The 14,439-nt window shown below is 69.0% G+C and carries 10 protein-coding genes; 6 read left to right on the top strand and 4 right to left on the bottom strand.

Annotated features, from left to right (window positions below; translation table 11 throughout):
* Positions 1-63 precede the first annotated feature (63 nt).
* Entirely contained in the window at positions 64-2,628 is a 2,565-nt protein-coding gene (locus tag ACFPO9_RS08300; RefSeq protein WP_379769365.1) for a hypothetical protein, read from the top strand.
* Here ACFPO9_RS08300 and ACFPO9_RS08305 read toward each other — a convergent pair.
* Complete coding sequence (locus tag ACFPO9_RS08305) at positions 2,612-4,054, bottom strand: aminotransferase-like domain-containing protein (RefSeq protein WP_379769367.1); 1,443 nt, start codon at positions 4,052-4,054, stop codon at positions 2,612-2,614. The two genes, ACFPO9_RS08300 and ACFPO9_RS08305, sit on opposite strands and share 17 nt — an antisense overlap.
* A gap of 114 nt (positions 4,055-4,168) precedes the next feature.
* Here ACFPO9_RS08305 and ACFPO9_RS08310 point away from each other — a divergent pair, with 114 nt between their 5' ends.
* The 4 genes from ACFPO9_RS08310 to ACFPO9_RS08325 all read left to right on the top strand — a co-directional run bounded on the left by ACFPO9_RS08310 (position 4,169) and on the right by ACFPO9_RS08325 (position 8,484).
* Positions 4,169-5,092: a DMT family transporter gene (locus tag ACFPO9_RS08310; RefSeq protein ID WP_379769369.1), complete on the top strand. Its 924-nt coding sequence runs from the start codon at positions 4,169-4,171 to the stop codon at positions 5,090-5,092.
* Between the two features lie 59 nt (positions 5,093-5,151).
* Entirely contained in the window at positions 5,152-5,613 is a 462-nt protein-coding gene (locus ACFPO9_RS08315) for a RidA family protein (RefSeq protein WP_230022170.1), read from the top strand.
* A gap of 182 nt (positions 5,614-5,795) precedes the next feature.
* Complete coding sequence (locus ACFPO9_RS08320; RefSeq protein WP_379769373.1) at positions 5,796-6,989, top strand: aminotransferase-like domain-containing protein; 1,194 nt, start codon at positions 5,796-5,798, stop codon at positions 6,987-6,989.
* Positions 6,990-7,146: 157 nt separating this feature from the next.
* A complete protein-coding gene (locus tag ACFPO9_RS08325) occupies positions 7,147-8,484 on the top strand; it encodes a diguanylate cyclase (RefSeq protein WP_379769375.1) in 1,338 nt (445 codons plus the stop codon).
* A 94-nt stretch (positions 8,485-8,578) separates the two neighbouring features.
* On the opposite strand, the gene ACFPO9_RS08330 is transcribed toward ACFPO9_RS08325, so the two are convergent.
* From ACFPO9_RS08330 to ACFPO9_RS08340, 3 genes are read right to left on the bottom strand one after another with little or no spacing between them, the layout of a single operon-like run.
* Positions 8,579-10,144 carry an FGGY-family carbohydrate kinase gene (locus tag ACFPO9_RS08330; RefSeq protein WP_379769377.1) on the bottom strand — a complete coding sequence of 522 codons (1,566 nt, stop codon included), beginning with the start codon at positions 10,142-10,144 and terminating at the stop codon, positions 8,579-8,581.
* The gene (locus ACFPO9_RS08335) at positions 10,141-11,718 is read right to left on the bottom strand and encodes a glycerol-3-phosphate dehydrogenase/oxidase (protein WP_379769379.1); all 1,578 of its coding nucleotides are present in this window, start codon (positions 11,716-11,718) and stop codon (positions 10,141-10,143) included. The genes ACFPO9_RS08330 and ACFPO9_RS08335 overlap by 4 nt, the downstream gene beginning before the upstream one ends.
* Positions 11,715-13,319: an FAD-binding oxidoreductase gene (locus tag ACFPO9_RS08340; protein ID WP_379769381.1), complete on the bottom strand. Its 1,605-nt coding sequence runs from the start codon at positions 13,317-13,319 to the stop codon at positions 11,715-11,717. Before ACFPO9_RS08340 ends, ACFPO9_RS08335 begins: the two co-directional genes overlap by 4 nt.
* 90 nt (positions 13,320-13,409) lie before the next feature.
* Between ACFPO9_RS08340 and ACFPO9_RS08345 the strand changes: the two genes are divergently transcribed.
* The gene (locus ACFPO9_RS08345) at positions 13,410-14,435 is read left to right on the top strand and encodes an AraC family transcriptional regulator (protein ID WP_379769383.1); all 1,026 of its coding nucleotides are present in this window, start codon (positions 13,410-13,412) and stop codon (positions 14,433-14,435) included.
* Positions 14,436-14,439: the final 4 nt, after the last annotated feature.

Consider the following 14,439-nt stretch of genomic DNA (forward strand, 5'->3'; position numbering starts at 1 on the left):
TTAAGTTCAATAAATAGTTGTCTTAAAGGAAGCTAGAATCGGCAAACTCTTTCCAGGCTTGCCATGACTACCTTCCTGCGCCGACTTCTCCCGCTCTCCGTCTTCCTCCTCGTCCTTGCTGCCTGCGGAGGTGGCGGAGGCGGTGGCGCGGCCCCTGGCGGCAGCACGCCGCCGGTCTCGCCGCCGGTGGGGACACCGCCGGCAGCGCCGCCCCCGCTGCCGACCGCGAATTCGATCACCCTGCAAAGCGAGCCGGGCGACGCGATCGGCCAGGGCAAATCCTACCAATACTCGGCAAGCAATGCCGTCATCACGGTTACCGCCGTCAAGAACCGCCTGGTGGTCGAGGTCAAGGGCGACGAGCAATGGACCGGCGTGTTCCAGACCGGCGGCAATGCGGCCGAACTGAAAATCGGCGAATATACCGCCGTTCCCCTTTATCGCGACAACATGGATGCCGGCGCGAGCGGCCTGACCTGGTGGGGCAATGGACGCACCTGCACCTCGTCGACGGGGTCGATCATCATCGACAATGTAGCCTACGCGAATGGCTTCCTCCAGGCCATCACGCTGCGCTTCCAGCGCACCTGCAACGGCGCCGCCGCCGCCCTTCGCGGCACGGTCAACTATACGGTCAACGACAAGAGCACTGCTCCCCTGCCCGCCAGCCCGGCGGGCGATTTGTGGCGTCCGCCGGCATCGGTGGCCGCCAGCCCTGGCAACTACGCCTATTTCGAAAGCGCCCCCGGCGACTATGTCGGCCTCGGCAAGACCTGGCTGTTCGACCGCCGCTCGGCCCTCGTCACCGTGGATGGCGCCGGCGGGCACCTGAATATCCGGGTCGCGGGCGACGACATCTGGCGCGCGGAACTCGAAGGCGTGGACGCCATGAACCGCCTGGCGCCGGGCTATTACGCGGACGTCAAGGGCGCGCGCTTCCACAACCCGGTCAAGGGCGGCATGAGCTGGACCGGCGCCGGCCGCGGCTGTTCCACGTCGACCGGCTGGTACGTCGTCGATGCGATCGAATACGAGCCCAGCGGCGTCGTGAAACGGCTGGACCTGCGCTTCGAGCAGCATTGCGAAGGCCGCGCCGCGCCCCTGCACGGCGCGATTCACTACGACAATACGCCGCCCGCCGGCAACGCCGCGGTGTCCGCCGCCGGATCCTGGCGTGCGCCGGCCGCCGCCCTGCCGGCGACCGACAACTTCCTGTACATCGAGAGCGATGCGGGCGAGCCGCTCGCCCGCGGCCGCACCGAACTGCAGACTTCCGCGAATACCGCCTTCGAGGTCGTCGGCAACGGCAATCTGGTCGAGATCGCCGGCAAGGGCAACCACTTGTGGAATATCCGCTTCCAGACCCCGTCCAGCATCTCGCAAATCGTGCCGGGCAATTACACGAGCGTGGCGGCCTGGCCCATGAACACGTCCACGGAAGGCGTGCTCAACGCGAGCGTGGACAGCAGTACCTGTTCCACGCAGCGGGGCTGGGTCACGGTCGACAGCGCCATCTATTCCGGCGGCAAGCTGGCCGCGCTCGAGCTACGCTTTGAAATACTCTGCACTGTCGGGGTCTCCTCGCCGCAAGGACTGCTGCACGGCCACCTGCGCTGGCGCGCGGACCAGCCTGCCGCTTTCCCTGGTCCGGCCGCCGTGCCCGAGCTGTTCTGGCGCCCAAGCGCGGCCATGCCGGCCGGCACCTACGTCTATCTGTCCAGCGACCGCTCCGACTTCGTCGGCAACGGCGACGCCCTGTTCACGCCGCTCGATGCCGCGATCACGCTCACTGAAAAGGACGGCAAGCTCGACCTGACGGTCAACGGCGACACCCGCTGGCAGGCTTCGTTCCAGGCCATGAGCAATGCCGGCGCCATCCTGCCCGGCTATTACGCCGGCCTCGGCCAGGGTCCATGGAAACCGGCGCGCGGCGGCTTCAGCTGGTTTGGCGACGGCCGCGGCTGCAATACCTCCAGCTCCGGCGTCGTGGTGGACAAGGCAGCCTACGTGGGCGGCCAGCTCAGCGAGCTGACGATGCGCTTCGAGCAGCACTGCGAAGACGCGCCCGGCGCCCTGCGCGGCGAGATCCACTGGCTGGCCAGCGATACGCGCCAGCCGGCGGGACCGCGCGCTGCCGTGCCGGCAACGCTGTGGAAGGCGCCGGCCGGCGCCCTGCCGGCCAGCGGCAACTACCTGTACATCGAATCGCCGGCGGGCGAACCGGTCGGCGGCGGCAAGAGCTATCTGCTGACCCCGGCCAATGCCACGCTGCGCCTGCAGGCGGCGGACGGCGGCCCGCTGGGCAGCGGCGGCTATCTGAGCTTCGATGCGGACTCGGGCAACTGGGCCAGCGGCCAGTTCAAGTTCGATTTCCAGGCCATGCGCTCGGTCGCCCAGCTGCAGCCGGGCTTCTACGACCACCTGCTGCGCTACGGCACCCACAACACGGCGTTCGGCGGCCTGTCGGTCAGCAGCCATGCGCTCGGCTGCAACAGCTCGTTCGGATGGATGGTGCTCGACAAGGTCAGCTACACGAACGGCCGCCTCGGCGCCGTGCACGGACGCTTCGAACAATATTGCGAAGGCAGCGCCGTGCCCCTGCACGGAGAATTCAACTGGGAAGGCTAGCCAGGAAGTCCCACAAGCGTGCATCCTCGAAGGCCGCCACGTTCAGCCGCATGCGCGTGGACGGCAGCTGGCTGGGAGAGAACAGGCTGCCCGGCGCCAGCAGCAAGCCCTGCTCCATCGCCTGCGCCGCCAGCACGCTGGTGTCGCGGCCGGCGTCGACCCACAGGAACATGCCGGCCGTGGGCAGGCTTTCCAGCCTCAGCCCCAGCGCCTCGACGCGGCGGATGGCTTGCGGCCGGGCGCCATCCAGGCGCGCGCGGATGCGCTCCAGGTGCTTGCGGTACACGCCTTCCGACAGGATCTTGTAGACCACCCGTTCGCCCAGGTCGCTGGTGGTGAGCGTGCCCAGCATCTTGCGGTCGGCCAGGCGCTGCGCCAGCTCGGGCGAGGCGGCGATGAAACCCACCCGCAGGTTGGCCGCCAGCGATTTTGAAAATCCCCCCAGGTAGATCACCCGGCGCAGCTGGTCGAGCGGCGCCATGCGCGTGGCCGGCTGCGCCGCCTGTCCCGGATGGAGGTCGCAATAGATGTCGTCCTCGACGATCGTGATGCCGTGCTCCTCGGCGATGCGCAGCACCTGGAAGGCCTTGGCCGCCGACAGCGAGGTCGAGCTGGGATTGTGCAGCACCGAGTTGACCACGTACAGGCGCGGCTTGTGCAGCGAGGCCATGGCGGCCAGTTGCGCCAGGTCCGGTCCATCGGCCAGGCGCGGGATGCCAACCACCTTCAGGCCCAGGGCGGCGAAGGAACCGAACATCAGGAACCAGGCCGGATCGTCGACGAACACCGTGTCGCCGGGGCGGCACAGCTCGCGCGCCACCAGGTCCAGGGCCTGGGTCGCGCCGACCGTGGTCACGATCTGTTCCGGACGGGCCTCGATCTCGAGCTCGGCCAGCTTGCGCTGCAGTTGCTGGCGCAGCGGCAGGTAGCCGTAGGGATTGCCGTAGTTGAGCAGCATGGCGCCCGGCTGGCGGCCGATCGCGCGCAGTGCGCCGGCGATGCCGGGACCATCCAGCCATTCCGCCGGCAGCACGCCGGCCGCCGAACTGGCCTGGCCCGGCGCCTGGCGGAACAGGTTGCGGATCAGCCAGACCACGTCCAGCTTCGGCGCTTCCGCCGGCGCTTCCGCCGGCCCGGGCGCCAGCCTCGCCTGCAAGCCGGTGTTCAGGCTCGAACGCTCGCGCACGAAGAAGCCGGCGCCGCGGCGCGACTCCAGGTAGCCCTGGGCCACCAGGCGGTCGTAGCTGGCCACCACCGTGAAGGGCGAGACGCCGTGCGCGCCGGCAAACTGGCGGATCGAAGGCATGCGGGCGCCGGCGCGCAAGTGCTTGTCGTCGATGCGGGCGGCCACCGCTCGCACGATCTGGTCGGCCAGCGGCTCGCCGGAATCGCGCGAAATCGCAGCCTGGATAACTGTGTTGGTCATATCGCCATGACAGTGCGAGGATTTATGCGGAAAAGTGTATAGGTACTGTACTGCTTCCTAGGGCTAGCATAGACCTGAATGAAAGTTGACGCAACGACCCGCCCAGGAGCCCGCATGACACAAACACTCACAACTCCCCTGCCCGTGGCGCCGGCCGACAGCCGTCGCGAGTCGCGCGGCATGCTGCTCGGCCTGGCCGGGGTTGCCCTGTTCAGCCTGACGCTGCCGATGACCCGCATGGCGGTGGCGGAACTCGATCCGCTGTTCGTCGCCCTGGCGCGCGCGGTCGGCGCGGCGCTCATCGCCGGCGCCTGGCTGCGCTGGTCCCGCGCGCCCTTGCCGCCGCGTGCAGCGCTGCTGCCCCTGGCCATGGTCGCGCTCGGCTGCATCCTCGGCTTTCCGCTGCTGACCTCGATCGCCATGCAATCCCTGCCGGCCTCGCACGGCGCCGTGCTGGTCGGCGCGCTGCCGCTCTGCACGGCCCTGTACTCGGCGCTGCGCGGCCACGAGCGGCCCTCGCGCGGCTTCTGGGGCCTGGCCCTGCTCGGTTCAATCCTGGTGGCGGCCTTTGCCCTGGGCAAGGGCGGCGGCCATTTCGCGCCGGCCGACTTCCTGATGTTCGCGGCGGTGCTGTCGGCGGCGGTCGGTTATGCGGAAGGCGGCAAGCTGGCGCGCAGCATCGGCGGCCAGGAGACCATCAGCTGGGCGCTGGTGCTGGCCGCGCTGCCGAGCGTCCTGCTGCTGGCCGTGCTCGACCCCGGGCAGTTCGGCCGGCTCGGCGATGCCGGCGCGCGTGCCTGGCTGGGGCTGGGCTATACCACCGTGTTCTCGACCATCGTCGGTTTCTTTTTCTGGTACCGCGGCCTGGCCCTGGGCGGGGTGGCGCGGGTCGGCCAGGTGCAGCTGGTGCAGCCCTTCCTGTCCCTGGGCGGGGCCTGGCTGCTGCTGGGTGAGCCGCTCACGGTCGCCAACTGCGGTTTTGCGCTGGCGGTGATCGCCGTGGTGGCGCTTGGGCGCCGGATGCAGGTGCGGCGGTAGCCTCAGGCATTGGCAAGTCGTACAATACCGGCTCTTATTTATGTAAGCCTGGAGACCCCATGTCCGTCTACGACAAACTCAAAGAACTGAACATCACCCTCGCCTCGCCGGCAGCCCCGGCCGCCGCCTACGTCATGTACGTGCAGACCGGCAACCTGGTCTTTATCTCCGGCCATATCGCCAAGAACGCCGACGGCTCGCCGAACGCCGGCCTGCTGGGCAAGAACAAGACCACCGCGGAAGGCCAGGCCGCCGCGCGCTCGGTCGCGATCGACCTGATGGGCACCCTGCAGGAAGCTGTAGGGGGCGACCTGGGCCGCGTGAAGCGCATCGTCAAGGTGATGAGCCTGGTCGCTTCGACCCCGGAATACAACGAACAGCACCTGGTCACCAATGGCTGCTCGGAACTGCTGGGCGAAGTGTTCGGCGATGCCGGCAAGCACGCCCGCTCGGCCTTCGGCGTGGCTTCGCTGCCGCGCGGGACCTGCGTCGAAATCGAGATGATCGTAGAAGTCGCATGATGTTGGCGTGGGCACGGGGTGCCCACCCTACGATTTGCTTAACGACGTAGGGTGGGCACCCCGTGCCCACGCAACAAGTTCCGGGACGTGCCCACAAGGCGCGTCTCTTTAACGAAGCGGCTCATCAAGCTGCTTTATAATGACCGACGCACCACCCCTGCGGTCCTTCCTGTGAGATCAGTATGAAAATCGAAAATCCCAATCCCATCCAGTGGCAGTTTTCGGAACGCGCGCAGCAGCTGCAAAGCTCGGCGATCCGCGAAATCCTGAAGATTACCCAGCGTCCGGAGATCATCTCCTTCGCCGGCGGCCTGCCCTCGCCCGCCACCTTCCCGGTCGAGCGCATGAAAGCTGCCTACGACAAGGTGCTGAGCGAAACCGGCAAACAGGCCCTGCAATACGGCCCGACCGACGGCTACGCCCCGCTGCGCGAATGGATTGCGGGATACCTGTCCACGCCCGACTGCAAGATCCTGCCCGAGCAGATCCTGATGGTGTCCGGCTCGCAGCAGGCGCTCGACCTGCTGGGCAAGGTACTGATCGACGAAGGCAGCAAGGTGCTGGTCGAGACCCCGAGCTACCTCGGCGCCCTGCAGGCGTTCTCGGTGTACCGCCCCGATTTCCACTCGGTCGCGACCGACGAGCACGGCCTGGTGCCGTCCTCGCTCGAAGGCCTGGCCGACGGCGCGCGCCTGCTGTACGCGCTGCCGAACTTCCAGAACCCGACCGGACGCTCGCTGTCGCTGGAACGCCGGCGCGAACTGGTCGAAACCTGCGCCCGCCTCGGCCTGCCGCTGATCGAAGACGATCCTTACGGCGCGCTCTCGTACAAGGGCGAGCCGATGCCGCGCATGCTGAACATGAATCCGGACGGCGTGATCTACATGGGTTCCTTCTCGAAGGTGCTGACCCCGGGCATCCGCCTCGGCTACGTGTGCGCCCCGCTGCCGCTGGTGCGCCGCCTCGAGCTGGCCAAGCAGGCCGCCGACCTGCACACCGCCCAGCTGACCCAGATGGTGGTGTACGAAGTGGTCAAGGACGGCTTCCTGGACGAGCACATCCCGACCATCCGCAGCCTGTACGCCCACCAGTGCCAGGCGATGCTGGACGCGATGGACGAGCACTTCCCGAAAGAAGTGACCTGGACCCGTCCGGAAGGCGGCATGTTCATTTGGGTCGACCTGCCGAAGCACATCGACGCCACCAAACTGCTCGACCAGGCCATCGCCGCCCGCGTCGCCTTCGTGCCGGGCGCGCCTTTCTACGCCAACGATCCGGCCACCAATACCCTGCGCCTGTCCTTCGTGACCGTGCCGCCGGAGCGCATCCGCGAAGGCATCGCGGTGCTGGGCAAGCTGATCAAGGACCAGCTGTAAGCGCCTGATGTGCGTGTGACTTCTGGTTGTCCCGGACAACCAGAAGTTGCGCCAAAGTCACACATTTTTCTGTCAAACAAGCAATACTTGCCCCTTGATGGTGCGCAACAAGGTATGATTTTGAACGTACCCATTGTGCAGCCTGATAAGGCACAGTATGACCAACCCAGCCAGCGTGGGGCTCACCGCGCCCCGCAAGCCTGCCGTTCTGATCGTCGATGACGCGCCGGACAATCTTGCCCTGCTACGCACGATGATGCTGCGCCAGGGTTACCAGGCCTTCATCGCCACCTCCGGCGAACGCGCCCTCGAGATCGCCCAGCGCATCCAGCCCGACCTGGTGCTGCTCGACGTCGTCATGCCCGAGCTGGACGGCCTGGAAACCTGCCGCCGCTTGAAGGCCCACCCGCTGACGGCGCGCATTCCCGTCATCTTCATGAGCGCGCGCGGCGAGACCGACGACATCGTGGCCGGCTTCGACATCGGCGCCGCCGACTACATCCCCAAGCCGCTGCGCATGGAGGAAGTGTGCGCCCGCGTGCGCGCCCAGCTGCGCCTGGCCAGCGGCAGCGACGCCCAGAAGGAACAGGCGGACCGCCTGCGCATGATCGTCGACAGCATGGACCAGGGCCTGCTGATCGTCGAGCGCTGCGGCCGCATCCAGTACGCGAACCCGGCCTGCGACCGCTACCTGGGCTACGCGACCGATGAACTGGTGGGCCGCTCGCTGGCCGAACTGGTGGCCCGGCAGGACAGCTATCCCGACGACTGCGCCGCGATGGAAGCGATCGGCAACGGCACCCGCGAAGTGCTGATCCGCCACCGCGACGGCGGCCTGCGCGCGATGGACCTGACGATGACGCCGATGCACGCGGCCGACGGCCAGTTCGTCGCCCTGCTGCACGACATCACCCATCACAAGCAGTCCGAGGACGCGCTGCAGCGCGCCGCCATGCTGGATCCGCTGACCCGGATCGCCAACCGCCGCCACTTCGACGCCTTCATGGAAAAGGAATGGCAGCGCGCGATCCGCAACGCCCAGCCGCTGTCGCTGGTGGTGCTCGACGTCGACCACTTCAAGCTGTACAACGACACCCTCGGCCACGCCGCCGGCGACCTCTGCCTGCAGAAGGTGGCCCAGGCCCTCGAGGCGCATGCGCTGCGCCCGACCGACCTGGCGGCGCGCTACGGCGGCGAGGAATTCGTGCTGCTGTTCGGCGAGACCCCGGACATCGCCGCCAGCCGCCTGGCGGAAGCGATCCGCACCACGGTGGAGGCCCTGCAGCTGCCGAACCCGCGCTCGCCGACCTCGCCCTGGATCACCGTCTCGGTGGGCGTGGCGACCATCGTGCCGACCCAGCTGGACCAGATCGAGCAGCTGTTCGTCTGCGCCGACCGGGCCATGTATGCGGCCAAGGAAAGTGGGCGGAACCGCGTCGAGACGGCGCTGGCGGGAGCCGCCTGGGAGACGGTTCGGAATGCGGCGATGATGTGAATACCGTCGTCCCCGCGCAGGCGGGGACCCAAGTTTGCGTGGGCTGTCGTATCGCATGCAGAACTTGGATCCCCGCCTTCGCGGGGACGACGCGTTAGCGGACCGCCGGATACCCCGTAATCTCCGCAATATCCCGATACAGCGGCTGCAGCTGCCGATACATCTTCCGGTACACCTGCCGGTACAGGCGGTCATAAATCCGCTGGTTCTCCGCCACCGGCTCGAACACCCGCCCCACCCGGGTCATCGCTCCCACCGCCGCATCGAAATCGCGGTGCAGCCCCAGCCCGACCGCCGCGTCGATCGCCGCCCCCAGGCCCGAGGTCTCGTACACGTGCGGGCGCGCGGTCGGCAGGCCGAAGATGTCGGCCGTCAGCTGCATCGCGCAGTCGCTCTGCGAGCCGCCGCCGGAGACGCGCAGCTCGGTGATCGCCACCCCGCCGCGCTTCTCGATCCGCTCCTTCCCCTCGCGCAGCGCGTAAGCCAGGCCTTCGAGGATGGCGCGGTAGACGTGGGCGCGGGTGTGGACGTCGCCGAAGCCGATGATGCCGCCCTTTGCTTCGCGCCCGGGCACGCGGATGCCGGGTGTCCAGTAAGGCTGCAGCATCAGGCCCATCGAGCCGGGCGGCACGCTGCTGGCCATGCGGTCGAACAGCTGCTCCGGCGCGACATCTTCGAGCAGTGCGCGCGTCTGCTCGTGGTGGCCGAACTGTTCCTTGAACCAGTTGACCATCCAGTAGCCGCGGAACACCTGCACCTCGTTGCTGTAGGCGCCTGGGATCGCCGCCGGATAGGGCGGAATGAAGGGCGTGACTTCGGTGTAGCGCGTGCTGGTGGTGTTGATGGTGGCGGTGGTGCCGTAGCTCAGGCAGCCGACATGCGGCTCGCGGCAGCCGGCGCCGATCACCTCGCAGGCCTTGTCGGCGGCCGCGGCCAGCAGCGGCAGGCCTTGCGGGATGCCGGTATCCATCGCGGCCCTAGCAGAGATCGTGCCAAGACGCTCGCCCGGCTCGGCCAGCTCGGGCAGCATGTGCGGCTCGACCGCCAGCGCCTGCCACTTCCAGTCGTGGCGCGCGGCCCAGCGCCGGCGCTTGTAGTCGAAGGGCAGATAGGCCACCTGCGAGCCGCTGGAATCCGCGAAGCGCCCGCACAGGCGCCAGTTCAGGTAGCCGGACAGCAGCAGGAACTTGTCGGTCGCCTTCCACACCTCGGGCTGGTGGGCCTTGATCCAGTTGATCTCGGCCTCGCCGCGGAAGTAGTCGATGGTGCCGTCGACGCGCGCCGCCTTGAACGCAGCCTGCCACCACCAGGCGATGGGTGGATACACGCTTGTCCTGCGCTGGTCGAGCCAGGTGATGGCCGGGCGCAGGGGCTGGCCATCCTTGCCGAGGCTGACCACGGTGCCGCGCTGGGTGGTCACGGCCACGCCCTGCATGGCCTCCTTGTTCACGCCGGGCTGGTCCCACAGGCCCCGGCAGGCCTGGCACAGGGAAGCCCAGTAATCCTCGGGATCGTGCTCGGCCCAGCCGGGCTGGGTCGAATAATAGGCTTCCAGCATGACCTGGGACTTGGCGACGATATTCCCCTGCAGGTCGAACAGCAGCGCGCGCACGCTCTGGGTGCCGTTGTCGATGGCGAGGATGGTCGGCTGCATGCTCATTCTGTTGTCTCCTGCGGCAGGCCATAGTGGGCGTGCCACAAGGCCGCGTAGTCCTGTTCTTCTTTTGACCAGCGGGCGTCGTCCCAGCCCAGCTCCGGCTGGCAGATCGCCCGGATGCGCGGCATCAGCGCCCTGCCGCCCTCCTTCAGCTGCAGGCCCAGGCGGGTGCGGCGCAGCAGCAGGTCGTCGAGGCGCTGCACCGCTTCCGCGCGCGCGGCCCAGCGCAGCTCGGCCCACGGCGTCTCGGTGCCGGGGACGATCTCGCCTTCGCCCTCGCCGGCCGCGTCCAGCAGCACGCCGGACCGGGCGCCGTGCCGGCCCCGCAGGCGGCGCAGCACGCCGGCCGGCGCCTGCGTGCCGGCGACCGCCGGCGGCGGCGCGAATACCCGGCAGGGCTGCAGCTCGTCGCGCCAATCGGGCAGCTGGGCGCGCACCTGCTTCAGGGCGTCGAGGGCGATGGCGCGGAAGGTGGTCAGCTTGCCGCCAGCCACCGCCACCAGTCCCTCCTCGCTCCAGACACTGTGCTCGCGCCCTTCGCGCGAGGCGTCCGCGTGCCCGCCGGCGATCACCGGCCGCACGCCGGCATAGGTCGACAGCACGTCGCTTTCGCCCAGGCCGAGCTGGGGGAACTGGGCTTGCAGGGCCGCCAGCAGGTAATGGAGTTCGGCCCGCGTGATGCGCGCTTCGTGCTCCATCGGCTGCTCGTGATCGAGGTCGGTGGTGCCGACCAGGGTCGTTCCTTCCCACGGATAGGCGAACACCGGGCGGCCGTCATGCGGATGCATCAGGCTCACCGCCTGGGACAGCGGCAAGCGCCAGGCCGGCAGGATCAGATGGCTGCCGCGCAGCGGACGCAGGCGCGGACCCTTGCCATGCAGCGCGCCGGACCAGGCGCCGGTGGCGTCGACCGTCACGCGCGCCTTCACTTCGTAACTGGCGTCCCCGAGCCCGTCGTGCAGCGCGGCCCCGGCCACGCGGCCATCGGCGCGGATCAGCGAGCGCGCCGCCACGTAGTTGAGCGCGGCCGCGCCGTGGTCCATCGCTTCGCCCAGCACGCGCAGCACCAGGCGCGCATCGTCGGTCTTGGCGTCGGTGTAGACGATGCCGCCGTCCAGTCCCTCGCGCGCTACATTCGGCGCACGCTCGAGGAATTCTTCGGTGGACAGCCAGTGCCGCTCGCGCCGCCCGGCCAGCAGGTCGTAGATGGCGAGGCCCGCCAGGAAGCTGCGCTTGCCGCGCTGGCCGGCGTAGTGGGCGAAGGCGAAGCCCTGCGGCTCGACCAGCCCGGGCGCGTCGCGCAGCAGGCTTTCGCGCTCGCGCACCGACTCGCGCGTCAGGTGCAGGTGGCCGTCCTTCAGGTAGCGCAGGCCGCCGTGCACCAGCTTCGACGAGCGGCTCGACGTGCCCCAGGCGAAATCGCGCCGTTCGACCAGCAGGGCTTTCAGCCCGCGCCGCGCCGCTTCCAGCAGGATGCCGGCGCCGGTGATGCCGCCGCCGATCACCAGCAGGTCCCATTCCTTTTCCATCAGTCCGGGCAGCGCGGCGCGCCCGTCGCGTCTCCAGAGGGCGTTCATGGCCGGGTCTCATCCGGCAGCAGTTTGCCGGGGTTCATGCTGCCGCTCGGGTCGAACCGGCGGAACAGCGCACGCAGCGCCTCCATGCCCAGCACGCCCTTTTCCGCCTGCAGCCAGGGCGCGTGGTCCACGCCGACGCCGTGCTGGTGGCTGATGGTGCCGCCATTGGCGACGATGGCTTCCGACGCCGCCGTCTTGAGGCGGCGCCAGCGCGCCAGGTCGGCATCGAAGTCGCCGGCCAGGCGCCAGATGAAGGTCGTGTAGACGCTGGCGCCCTGCGCATACAGGTGCGACAAATGGGTGTAGGCATGCACCTGCTCGCCCTCGGCGGCCAGCGCCGCCGCCGCCGCGGCTTCCACCGCGCGCATCGCCGGGCTCACGCGCGGCCAGTCGACGGCCGTCTCGACGGTGTCGATGGCGTAGCCGCGCTCCCAGGCAGCGTTGCGCAGGTAGACGTTGCGGAAGCGGTTCTTCTTCCAGCGTTCGCCCAGGCCGCGGCCGGCGTGCACGCCCTTGTACTTGCGTGCGATCTTCAATGCAGCCCCCAGCGCGGCGCGCGATGGCGTTTTCTCTCCGCTGGCGCCGACCAGCAGCATGCACTTGCCCTCGCCCGCGCCGCGCAGGCGCAGCAGGGTCTCGAGCAGCGCCACCTGTTTTTCGTGACCGGCCAGGGTCAGCATGGTCGCCGTCTCCACCGGATTCGACAGGCGCAGCATCGACAGTCCCAGGCGCGCCTGCACGATGGCGCGCACGGCGGTTTCCGCGCGCTCCCAGTCGGGCAGGAACACGGCGTGGAAGGCTTCGAATGCCGGCACGGGACTGATGCGCACCGTGGCTTCCGTCAGGATGCCCATCCTGCCCTCGGAGCCCAGCACCAGCTCGCGCAGGTCGGGGCCGGCGGCGGAGGCCGGGAAGGTCGGGATCTCGAGCCGGCCCTGCGGCGTCTCCATCCGGCCGCCGGCAAACAGCTGCTCGATGCGGCCGTAGCGCAGCGACTGCTGGCCCGAAGAGCGCGTGACCACCCAGCCGCCCAGGGTCGAGTACTCGAAGGATTGCGGGAAGTGGCCGAGCGTGCAGCCGTGCGCGCGCAGCTGGGCTTCGAGGTCCGGTCCCGCCACGCCGGCGCCGAAGGTGGCCAGCAGCGATTCGCGGTCGAGGTTCGTCATGGCGCGCAGGCGGCGCATGTCGACCGACAGCGTGGGCCGGCCAGGCGCCGCATCGAGGTGGCCGCAGACGCTGGTGCCGCCGCCATAGGGCACGATGGCCGCGCCGGCATCGATGGCATAGCGGAGCAGCTCGCGCACCGCGTCCGCGCTTTCCGGGAAGGCCACGCCGTCCGGCGCAGCCTCGACGCGGCCGTAGCGCAGGCGCAGCCAGTCCTGCAGGCTTTGGCCCAGCGCGTGCTGCAGGCGCACCGCCGCCGTGGTGTCCACCAGCGGATGCGGCGGCAACTTCGATGGCGCAAGCTGCGCGCACACCGCGTCGAATGCCGCGTCTTGCGGCCCGGCGCCCGGCCCCAGCTTCCCGGCGAGAAAGCGCAGCGCGCCCTCGCCGATCGGGACCTCGATCGTGTCATCTCCCCAGCCGTTCCATCGTCTCATGGCGCTCCCATTGCTTTTATTTATACTTTGCAAGAATATAAGCCATCGTCGCCCCTGTATTGCGGATTCATGCCAAGCGCTTGTTCGAACATGCCAACCGTGCTGCCCCGGGTTACCGGCTCCTACCTGCAACCGCTGCTGGAGACGGCGGCCGCGCGCGGCGTGGATGCGCGTACGCTGGCGCAGGCGTCCGGGCTGGCGATGCCACTCGATCCGCTGCCGGAATCGCTGGCGGCGCGCGACTACATCGCCCTGCTGGCAACGGGCGCGGAACTGGCCATGGACCCGCATTTCGGCCTGCACGTGGGCGAGCGCATGCGCCTCGGCGCCTATAGCGTGTATGGCCTGATCCTGCTGGCCTGCGCCGACTTCGCCCAGGCCCTCGAACAGACGCAGAGATACGAACAGCTGGCCCACGACCTGGGACGCTCGCGGCTCGAAGCCGACGCCGGGTCGGGCCTGGCCTGCTACACCTGGACCAGCCACTTCCCCGACGCCACCCGGCACCTGGCCGAAAGCGTGTTCGCCGGCATCCGCACTTTCGGTTCCTGGCTGGCCGGCCGCCCGCTGGCGCCGCGGCGCCTGGCCTTCGCCCACCACAGCGATGCCGATCCGGCCGAATACGAGCGCGTGCTGGGCATGGTCCCGGCCTTCGGCGCCGAGGCCCACCTGGCCTGCTTCGACGCTTCGCTACTGGCGATGCCGGTGCCGAACGCGGACGCGGGCATGTACCCGGTGCTGCAGCGGCATGCCGAGCGCTTGCTGAGGGAGCGCGAGGACGAGCGCGAACGCCACGGCATCGTCGCCCAGGTGCGCGCCGCCGTGATCCGCAACCTCGCGCACGACCGCGTGCGCCTGGCCAGCATCGCCGCCGAACTGGGACTCTCCTCGCGCACCCTGCAGCGCAAGCTGGCGGACAGCGGCGCCAGCTTCCAGCAGGTGCTCGACGCGGCCCGGTACGCGCTGGCCCAGGACTATCTGCGCCAGCGCGGCCTGTCGCTGGCCGACATCGCCTTCCTGCTCGGCTACCAGGAGCAGAGCGCGTTCACGCATGCCTTCCGCGAGTGGTCGGGCTTGAATCCGGGGGCGTGGCGCGAGCGGGCGCTGCTTGCTTAACCGG

Origin of the sequence: Massilia aerilata, assembly GCF_042656905.1 — a bacterium.
GTDB lineage: Bacteria > Pseudomonadota > Gammaproteobacteria > Burkholderiales > Burkholderiaceae_D > Telluria > Telluria aerilata.

Coding starts and splice junctions, on each gene's coding strand:
- ACFPO9_RS08320 (WP_379769373.1), top strand. CDS start 5,796: ATGAAAATCGAAAATCCCAATCCCATCCAGTGGCAGTTTTCGGAACGC.
- ACFPO9_RS08315 (WP_230022170.1), top strand. CDS start 5,152: ATGTCCGTCTACGACAAACTCAAAGAACTGAACATCACCCTCGCCTCG.
- ACFPO9_RS08305 (WP_379769367.1), bottom strand. CDS start 4,054: ATGACCAACACAGTTATCCAGGCTGCGATTTCGCGCGATTCCGGCGAG.
- ACFPO9_RS08325 (WP_379769375.1), top strand. CDS start 7,147: ATGACCAACCCAGCCAGCGTGGGGCTCACCGCGCCCCGCAAGCCTGCC.
- ACFPO9_RS08330 (WP_379769377.1), bottom strand. CDS start 10,144: ATGAGCATGCAGCCGACCATCCTCGCCATCGACAACGGCACCCAGAGC.
- ACFPO9_RS08310 (WP_379769369.1), top strand. CDS start 4,169: ATGACACAAACACTCACAACTCCCCTGCCCGTGGCGCCGGCCGACAGC.
- ACFPO9_RS08340 (WP_379769381.1), bottom strand. CDS start 13,319: ATGAGACGATGGAACGGCTGGGGAGATGACACGATCGAGGTCCCGATC.
- ACFPO9_RS08335 (WP_379769379.1), bottom strand. CDS start 11,718: ATGAACGCCCTCTGGAGACGCGACGGGCGCGCCGCGCTGCCCGGACTG.
- ACFPO9_RS08345 (WP_379769383.1), top strand. CDS start 13,410: ATGCCAACCGTGCTGCCCCGGGTTACCGGCTCCTACCTGCAACCGCTG.
- ACFPO9_RS08300 (WP_379769365.1), top strand. CDS start 64: ATGACTACCTTCCTGCGCCGACTTCTCCCGCTCTCCGTCTTCCTCCTC.